Raw genomic sequence first — 8,354 nt, 5'->3', positions numbered from 1 at the left:
AGTTAGGAATCTACATCATCGGCGACGATCATGTCTTTCCCTGGCGGTGGAAGATTCGTCCGGCGGATTTCAATAACTTGCAGATTCTGCCGCACTTGCTACGCGGTGTTAAGGTCGCTGATATTGTGACAATTTTGGGTAGTGTAGATATCATCATGGGTTCTGTAGACCGTTGATGACGCAATCGGTGAGTGATTCTAATCCGGCGTTGTGTGAGGAGATCGCGCTGCGGATAGCAAACAGTCCGCAGCACCGGATTACTTTTGCGGAATATATGGATTTAGTGCTGTACCATCCTCAGTACGGCTACTACAATACTCATGCCACGAAGCTTGGTAAGCAAGGCGACTTTTTCACTTCACCACACTTGGGCGCAGATTTTGGCGAATTACTCGCAGAACAATTTCTCCAAATCTGGGAAATTCTAGAAAAACCTGTTCCTTTTACATTATTAGAAATGGGCGCAGGGCAAGGTATCTTAGCGTTAGATATCTTGAATTATCTTGAAGGGTACTATCCAGATTTTTTAGCGGCACTTAGTTATGTCATTATTGAGCGATCGCCTTCTTTAATTCAAGAACAGCAACAGCGACTTCAAAAATATCATAGTCGCATTCAGTGGCAGACCCTCGAAGAAATTCCAGTAAACTCGATAGTTGGCTGCTGTTTTTCTAACGAATTAGTAGATGCGTTACCTGTACATCAGATTGTCATCGAAAACGGACAATTACGCGAAATTTATGTCACAAGCCAGACAGCAAGCACTTCTCACGCAACATTTACAGAAGTCGGAGGCGAACTTTCAACAGCGAGAATCATCGAATACTTTGACTTAAACAAAATTACCTTACCTTCTCCAGCCTATCCTGAAGGCTACCGTAGTGAAGTCAACTTAGCAGCTTTAGATTGGTTGAAAATGGTAGCAGCACGCCTACAACGAGGTTACTTGTTAACCATTGATTACGGCTATTCAGCTAACCGCTACTACAATCCCATCAGGCAAGGAACGCTACAGTGTTACTATCGCCATCATCGCCACAACGATCCATATCTATATATTGGGCAACAGGATATCACTGCTCATGTAGATTTTACAGCGCTGCAAGTATGGGGTGAATTGTGTGGTTTAACAACTGTAGGTTTGACTCAGCAAGGACTGTTCCTGATGGCTTTAGGGTTAGGAAATCGCATTGCTACACTGAGTACGTCCCCACAGCAATCAGTACAAAAGCTGCTACAGCGCAGGGATAGTTTGCATCAACTCATCGATCCGATGGGACTTGGTGGATTCAATGTCTTGGTACAATCTAAAGGTGCGATCGCGGATATGCAATTAAAAGGTTTAAGTTTGCCTTTAATCTGAGCTACGGATCGCAAGCAATCTGCTAAAGTTGGCAGGAGAGGTAAATGTAATATGATGTCTTGTTGCGCTGATTAAGCTTCTATCCTTCAATCCAGCCTCGAAGACTCTGTTTGCTAACTAACTGAACTTAGAAATTTGATATCCTCGGTTCGAGACTTTCGCACTTGGAAACTCTGGACATGTAGTTCTTTCAACGAAAGCACGATCTTTCGCAGGTGTGAGTAATTTTTCTATAACAGTAATTAAAGTAAATTTAAAGTTCTCAAAGGAAACAAAATGAACACTCATGACTTGTTAATGCTGATATTACTACTTACTCCTGGTATTCTCCTTTCAGTTTTGATTATGGCTACTTTTGCGGCTGGAGGCTGATATTGGCTTGGAATGTAGTGATTCGTACTTTAAAGTGTTACCTCAGCGCGAACGTTAACTTGAGTACAGTTAGCTAAACAGCACATCACTTATCATATAGCCATCAGATAATGATTTTCACAACGCGCTGGAAGAGAAAAACAGGTGATATGCTAAGCAAAACTAGTTTTAGAGCAGTAATTGCATAAAAAACAGTAATTGAAGGCTGAAAATTTAGTAAAATCAGCTATCTTATTTTAAGTGTTTACACGCAAAAGGAGGATATATTACTCTGTCTTATGACTTGATTTACGATAGCACCTCTCTATCTTGGAGTTGATGAAGCAGATTTGTGAGTCAAGTATTGTAAAAAGAAATCGAAAAGACTTTATCTTTGTCAATTTTAGCGGTGCTATACGTTTAAAGTATCACCGGAAAACACTCGTCAAAGTTGTCATTTGAAAACAACGTTAAAACTATGGAATCACAAGTGCAACCACCGGAATACGCAAACCCTACTTCTTCGGAAACAATAGGCGTATCAGATTCAGCACCTCTAGCGACTTTGCCACCTTCTACACAAGACGAACAATGGCGGCGGGTTGGATCGCAAATTTCTGAATTTCTCGCGCAACTACCTGAGTACATTGGCAGATTTTTCAACGAGTACAAGCAGCCAATTATCACTGTTGGTTTAATCCTGGCAGCTATCATTACTGTTAAGGTAGTTTTAGCTGTATTAGACGCACTGAATGATATTCCACTACTCGCACCAACTTTTGAATTGGTGGGTATTGGTTATTCAGTTTGGTTTGTAAATCGATATTTACTTCAAGCTTCCAAACGGCAAGAGTTATCACAAGAACTGCAATCGCTTAAAAAGCAAGTAATTGGCAGTCAACAACTACCAGAATCATAAATAGGTCTGAAATTACCAGCGTATTAAAGATATAAGGGCGAGGGGATTTGTGTCTTAGCAAAACCTACCGCCCATTTATTGTGTCAGGGCATCTATCTTATAGTGATTTATGCCTTGAAGCTAGCGCTTTTGACTACAACTATGAAAACAAAACCGATCTTTGCTGGTTTTTAATCCTTTTTCTTTATGAGTCCACGTAAAGAGACTTGGTTTGTATAGCTGCGAAGAAAGTTGCCAAGTATTTTGACGTCACTGTTGCACTACATATTGAGATTGAATTGGTTCGACTCTACCTGCACGAACTAAAGCTTGGTAGATAGAGGCAGTCACTTCAGCGCGGCTAGCATCGCGGTTTGGTTCTAGGACATTGGTTTCAGGATAATTAACGACTAAACCAGCATCAGTTGCAGCAGCTACCTGTTCAACTGCCCAGTTAGGAGTTTGATTGGCATCTCCAAATATACCCAGTACCTGAGTAGGATTTTGTGGAGTTGGTAGGTTTAAACCACTGGCAAGGGCTACTAATACTTGGGCACGAGGTATCTGTTGTTGTGGTTGAAAGATATTTCCTGGGTAGCCTTGCATAAAACCACTTCTAATCGCGCTACCAATCGCTGGAACTCCCCAGAAATCAGCAGGGACATCAGTAAAAGCGATCGCCTGTTCTCCAGAACCTGGCTGTTGATCGAAAGCAGCTTGTAGAATTGCGGCAAACTCTGCACGCGTTACAGGTTCATCGGGACGAAAATAGTCTCCTGCAAAGCCACTCACAATCCCACGCGCCGAAAGTGCATCGATAAATGGACGCGCCCAGTGATTTTCAGGAACGTCAACAAAAGCAATTGGTTGCTGTTGTTCTGGAGTCGGAGTAGGAGTGGGTGTTGGTGTTGGTGTTGCTTGGGGAACAGGTGCAGGAACAGGAACAATTCCAGCAAAAGGTTGTGGTTGTGCAGGTGCAAGTGCTTCAGGTGACGGTGTAGTGGGAGCTACTTTAGGCAATGGGAGTATCGGTGCTGGTGTTGCCGTTGGTACGGGAGTTGGTGCAACAGTAGGACTCACAGTTGGTGAAGGTGATGGAGTTAGTAATCCAGGAATACCAACCCAATCAAAACCTCGGTCTCGACGACCAATTGACCAAAACAAAATTGCTCCAATGGCGCTAAAAGCAACCAAGATGGCAATAAACTCGTCAAATCCTAAGGGACTTCTTGGCGATGACGGTGGGTCGGGAGGGAGATTTGTCATCTGAATTACCCAGATAAGCGTAAAATCTAACTCTTAAAAAATTAACCTACAGGTGCAAATTTTGAAATACTCCATTTTGGAGAGTTTTACCGAAAAATTGCGGATAAATTTGCTTTTAAAGAACTCGTAGCACGCTAGGAATGCTGTCTACTGCTTCGAGGGTGTGAATTTCATCCAAAGATAAGTGAAAATTGCCTTCGCGAACATCGTGGGTGACAACAACAATTTCGGCTAGATCGCCTTGCAAACCAATTTGGACGATCGATTCTAGACTAACACCGTAGTTGCCAAAGCAAGTTCCTAATTTCCCGATGACACCAGGGCGATCTTTGGTGAGAAAACGAGCATAAAATCGCGTTGTCAGTTCAGCCATTGGGGCGATCGCACAATAATCTTGATGCGAACAAGCAAGTAAGGGATTGAACTGCGTTTGCACCTGATCGCTTCTCGTTTTTAAGACTGCGGCAACATTCATAATATCTGAGACAACAGCACTCGCCGTTGCCCCAGCCCCAGCCCCAGGACCATAAAACATCACTTGTCCCAACGGTTCGCCTTCGATCAGGATTGCGTTGTAAACTCCATTAATACTCGCTAAAGGATGCGATCGTGTTACCAGTGTCGGGTGCACTCTTACTGAAAGTGCTGAAGTAGGTTGTGTTCGTTGAGCAATTGCTAAAAGTTTAATTACGAAGCCGAGTTTATCAGCATACGCAATATCTGCTTGGCTAACGCTACGAATTCCTTCACTATAAACTTCTTGTAGCTTGATGCGTCCGCCAAACGCTAAGGAGGCTAGAATCGCAATCTTGTCTGCGGCATCTAAACCATCAACATCTGCACTCGGATCGGCTTCAGCATAACCAAGTTGTTGAGCATCGGCTAAAACTTCATCAAAGTCACTGCCTTCGGCTTGCATCCGTGTCAGAATGTAGTTTGTTGTGCCATTAACAATACCTGTTACTGCCTGAATGCGGTTAACGCTTAAAGCTTGCTTGAGTGGTTGAATCACAGGGATACCGCCGCCCACTGCTGCTTCTAGCATGACGTAAACTCCAGCTGCATTTGCCGCTGTAAAAATTTCATCTCCGTAACGCGAAATTACGGCTTTATTGGCAGTGACAACGTGTTTACCGTTTTCTATTGCTTTGAGTATAAGCGATCGCGCAGGTTCCAATCCTCCTAAAACCTCTACTACAATATCTACCTCTGGGGCAGTCGTTATTGATTCTAAATCAGTTGTCAATATACCTTTTGGAAGATTGACACTACGTTCTTTGTCAAGCGATCGCACTCCAATCCGATAAATTTCAATTTCTTCTAATAATGGGTGGCGTCCAGCAGTATCAAATAGTACCTTTGCAGTACCCGTGCCGACGGTTCCTAATCCTAGCAAACCAACCTTAATCACAGTTTTTTCGTACCAGTTCACTAAAAATAAGAGGTCGGAGGTCGGAGGTCAGGGAATTCCGTTCATGTCAAGCTTCTGAATTTGATTCAGAACGCCTTTTTCTCTACGAACAAATCCGCTTTTTTGGAAACCAATTAAGGGGTTACATTTTTGTTCTTCCCCTAATCTCTGATCTCTGACCTCTGACCTCTAGTACGTTTCTACGTGCCAGCGACCAGCCTTTTTCATTTGCTTTTGGTAGTCCATCCAGTCAACGCCGTCTTTAGCAGCAGCAGCTGATAGCGCCTCATCGATGCCACCTTCCATACCTTTCAAACCGCAAATATAAGTATGGGTGTTCTCCTGTTGAATCATTTTCCATAATTCATCAGCATGTTCAGCCACGCGGTCTTGAATATACATTCTACCGCCTTGAGGATTCTTCTGTTCGCGGCTAATAGCGTATGTCAAGCGGAAGTTATCAGGATATTTTTGTTGAATTTCTTCGAGTTCTTCCTTATAGAGGATATTTGGAGTCGTAGGAATTCCAAAGATTAACCAAGAAAAACCCTTAAATTCATAATCTGGGTTTGCTGCTTTTTCCTCATCTTTAAACATTCGCCACAAGTAAGCCCGAAAAGGTGCAATCCCTGTTCCTGTAGCAAACATGATGACATTAACATTTGGGTCGCTCGGTAGCAGCATTTCTTTACCGACAGGTCCGGTAATTTTCACATCTGCACCAAGTTCGAGATGACACAGATAAGTTGAGCAAACACCATAAACAGTTTCTCCTGTTTCTGGATGCTTGTATTCTAGTTGCCGGACACAAAGCGATACCGTTTTATCGTCAACATGGTCTCCATGCCGTGTTGATGCAATCGAGTATAACCGTAGTTTTTCTGGTTTACCCTTTTTATCAGTTCCAGGGGGAATAATACCAATACTTTGACCTTCGAGATATCGTAAATCTCCTTCAGAGATATCAAAGATCAGGTGTCGGACAGTACCGATACCACCTTCACCAACTAACTCTTCATTCGAGACACACTTACCAACAAAAGGAGCATTCGGGCGATAGATGTTAACTGGAACATCAGCGTGCGCTTCTTTAGCCTTTGCTTGAGTCATAGGCTTGCCTTTTTTTTCAGAATTTAGCTTTTGATCATCTGATTTGATGGCATTACCTTCGCTTGTAGTAGTCGCAGATGTGGCTACAGCGCCATTTCCTTGACTTTTACTTGCTTTCATCTTCATTACTGAAGAACCATTTACTGCGCCATCAGCGCTCAGGGAGTGAATGCTAGCAATTTTGCCGCCCATCCGAGTGATCCGCCGCATTTCTTGATTCATACGGCTGTAAGGCACTCTGATAAAGACACTACCGCTTTGACGGATGGGATAGTTAGTTTTGTCAGTTTCTTCGTTCTGACGTAATCCCACTACTTCGTAAATAAAAACGCGGCTACCAGATACTGTATTGGCAGCACCATCAGCGGCGCTTGAATTGTACATCGATGAATTTTCTCCGAACCCTACTTAACTTGTTACTGAACAAATCTGCCCACAACAAATTTTACTGCCGGTCTGGAAGTAAAAAATATTTAAAGACATTAGCTTTGTTCATATGAACCCCTACGACGCTCACTCGCTATTAATCAGCAATTGCAGCAATGACACCTGAGCTTTTATCACCCTATCGGGTAAACAACTTGCATAATGTCAAGAGTGAGTCAGTTTTGAATTTTTTTATAAAAATGCGCAACTAAACCTTAGCATAAGTACTGAGACAGAAGATAACGCTTACATCAGCCTTGTAGAGTAGTTTACATTCTGGTAGGATCTACTATAACAGTAGGACTAAATACTTAACAGCTATATCTCCCGTCTCCCAAGTTGGGGATTGCTGGAGTGTAACGCAAATATGCTGTCTCCTGTAAAGAGTTCTGTGGACAAGCCACCACAGAAAGCGGATCAACAGAATAACCTTTGGGCTAGCGAAAACTTAGCAATTGACTCATCTTGTTGTTAGAGGACACCTATGACCAGTAAGCCGGACCGCGTGGTTCTAATTGGCGTTGCCGGAGACTCCGGATGCGGGAAATCCACATTTTTACGCCGTTTAACAGATTTATTTGGAGAAGAATTTCTCACAGTCATCTGTCTCGATGACTATCATAGTTTGGATCGCAAACAGCGTAAAGAAACAGGAATAACTGCACTTGACCCTAGAGCAAATAATTTTGACCTAATGTATGAGCAGATTAAAGCGCTCAAAAATGGTCAAGCGATTGATAAACCGATTTATAACCACGAAACCGGCATGATCGACCCGCCAGAACGGGTAGAGCCGAATCATATCATTGTGGTCGAAGGTTTACATCCGTTGTACGACGAGCGAGTGCGATCGCTCCTCGATTTCAGCGTTTATCTTGATATCAGTGACGAAGTCAAAGTCGCGTGGAAAATTCAACGTGACATGGCAGAAAGAGGTCATCGTTACGAAGACGTGATGCAAGCCATCAATGCTCGTCGTCCCGACTTTGAGGCGTATATTGAGCCACAAAGAGAATTTGCTGATGTGGTGTTGCAAGTGTTGCCTACCAATTTAATTAAAGACGACAAAGAGCGCAAAGTATTGCGGGTACGAATGCTGCAGCGCGAAGGTAAAGAAGGCTTCGATCCTGTGTATCTATTTGACCAAGGTTCAACAATTCATTGGACACCTTGTGGTCGAAAACTGACCTGCTCCTATCCTGGAATGCGACTATTCTACGGCTCAGATGTCTACTATGGTCGTTATGTTTCGGTGCTAGAAGTCGATGGTCAATTCGACCGATTGGAAGAAGTAAGCTACATTGAGACGCATTTGAGCAATACTTCGACCAAGTATCCTGGCGAAATGACGCATTTATTGCTACAGCACCGCGAGTATCCTGGCTCGAACAATGGTACAGGATTGTTCCAGGTGTTAACAGGCTTGAAGATGCGGGCAACTTATGAGCGCTTGATGGCAGCTAAGAACAAAGAAGCAAAGGTTGCTGTTCAGGTTTAGAGGTGAGTACGAGAGTTCCTTAGGGGCGCAG

General features: G+C 43.2%; 7 protein-coding genes. 4 read left to right on the top strand and 3 right to left on the bottom strand.

Annotated elements, in window-relative coordinates:
• The 3 genes from IQ230_RS21520 to IQ230_RS21510 all read left to right on the top strand — a co-directional run.
• Positions 1-176, top strand: a 176-nt coding sequence (locus IQ230_RS21520; protein WP_456071380.1) for an NADH-quinone oxidoreductase subunit D-related protein, incomplete at its 5' end; no start/stop codon positions are given.
• Positions 176-1,363, top strand: a complete 1,188-nt coding sequence (locus IQ230_RS21515) for a class I SAM-dependent methyltransferase (protein WP_193934292.1) — start codon at positions 176-178, stop codon at positions 1,361-1,363. The genes IQ230_RS21520 and IQ230_RS21515, both read left to right, overlap by 1 nt.
• Before the next feature lie 829 nt (positions 1,364-2,192).
• Positions 2,193-2,633: a CAAD domain-containing protein gene (locus IQ230_RS21510; RefSeq protein WP_193934291.1), complete on the top strand. Its 441-nt coding sequence runs from the start codon at positions 2,193-2,195 to the stop codon at positions 2,631-2,633.
• Between the two features lie 249 nt (positions 2,634-2,882).
• Here IQ230_RS21510 and IQ230_RS21505 read toward each other — a convergent pair whose 3' ends face one another.
• The 3 genes from IQ230_RS21505 to petH form a co-directional block, all read right to left on the bottom strand.
• A complete protein-coding gene (locus tag IQ230_RS21505) occupies positions 2,883-3,878 on the bottom strand; it encodes an S-layer homology domain-containing protein (protein WP_193934290.1) in 996 nt (331 codons plus the stop codon).
• A gap of 115 nt (positions 3,879-3,993) precedes the next feature.
• Positions 3,994-5,289, bottom strand: a complete 1,296-nt coding sequence (locus tag IQ230_RS21500) for a homoserine dehydrogenase (RefSeq protein ID WP_339384104.1) — start codon at positions 5,287-5,289, stop codon at positions 3,994-3,996.
• A gap of 189 nt (positions 5,290-5,478) precedes the next feature.
• On the bottom strand, positions 5,479-6,783 hold the full coding sequence (petH, locus tag IQ230_RS21495) for a ferredoxin--NADP reductase (RefSeq protein ID WP_193934288.1): 1,305 nt from the start codon (positions 6,781-6,783) through the stop codon (positions 5,479-5,481).
• Between the two features lie 526 nt (positions 6,784-7,309).
• Here petH and IQ230_RS21490 point away from each other — a divergent pair.
• Complete coding sequence (locus IQ230_RS21490) at positions 7,310-8,323, top strand: phosphoribulokinase (RefSeq protein WP_099703531.1); 1,014 nt, start codon at positions 7,310-7,312, stop codon at positions 8,321-8,323.
• Positions 8,324-8,354 lie beyond the last annotated feature (31 nt).

Origin of the sequence: Gloeocapsopsis crepidinum LEGE 06123, from assembly GCF_015207655.1 — a bacterium.
GTDB classification, from domain to species: domain Bacteria; phylum Cyanobacteriota; class Cyanobacteriia; order Cyanobacteriales; family Chroococcidiopsidaceae; genus Gloeocapsopsis; species Gloeocapsopsis crepidinum.
This window is presented reverse-complemented; position numbering and strand designations above follow the sequence as displayed.

Coding starts and splice junctions, on each gene's coding strand:
- IQ230_RS21510 (WP_193934291.1), top strand. CDS start 2,193: ATGGAATCACAAGTGCAACCACCGGAATACGCAAACCCTACTTCTTCG.
- petH (WP_193934288.1), bottom strand. CDS start 6,783: ATGTACAATTCAAGCGCCGCTGATGGTGCTGCCAATACAGTATCTGGT.
- IQ230_RS21515 (WP_193934292.1), top strand. CDS start 176: ATGACGCAATCGGTGAGTGATTCTAATCCGGCGTTGTGTGAGGAGATC.
- IQ230_RS21490 (WP_099703531.1), top strand. CDS start 7,310: ATGACCAGTAAGCCGGACCGCGTGGTTCTAATTGGCGTTGCCGGAGAC.
- IQ230_RS21505 (WP_193934290.1), bottom strand. CDS start 3,878: ATGACAAATCTCCCTCCCGACCCACCGTCATCGCCAAGAAGTCCCTTA.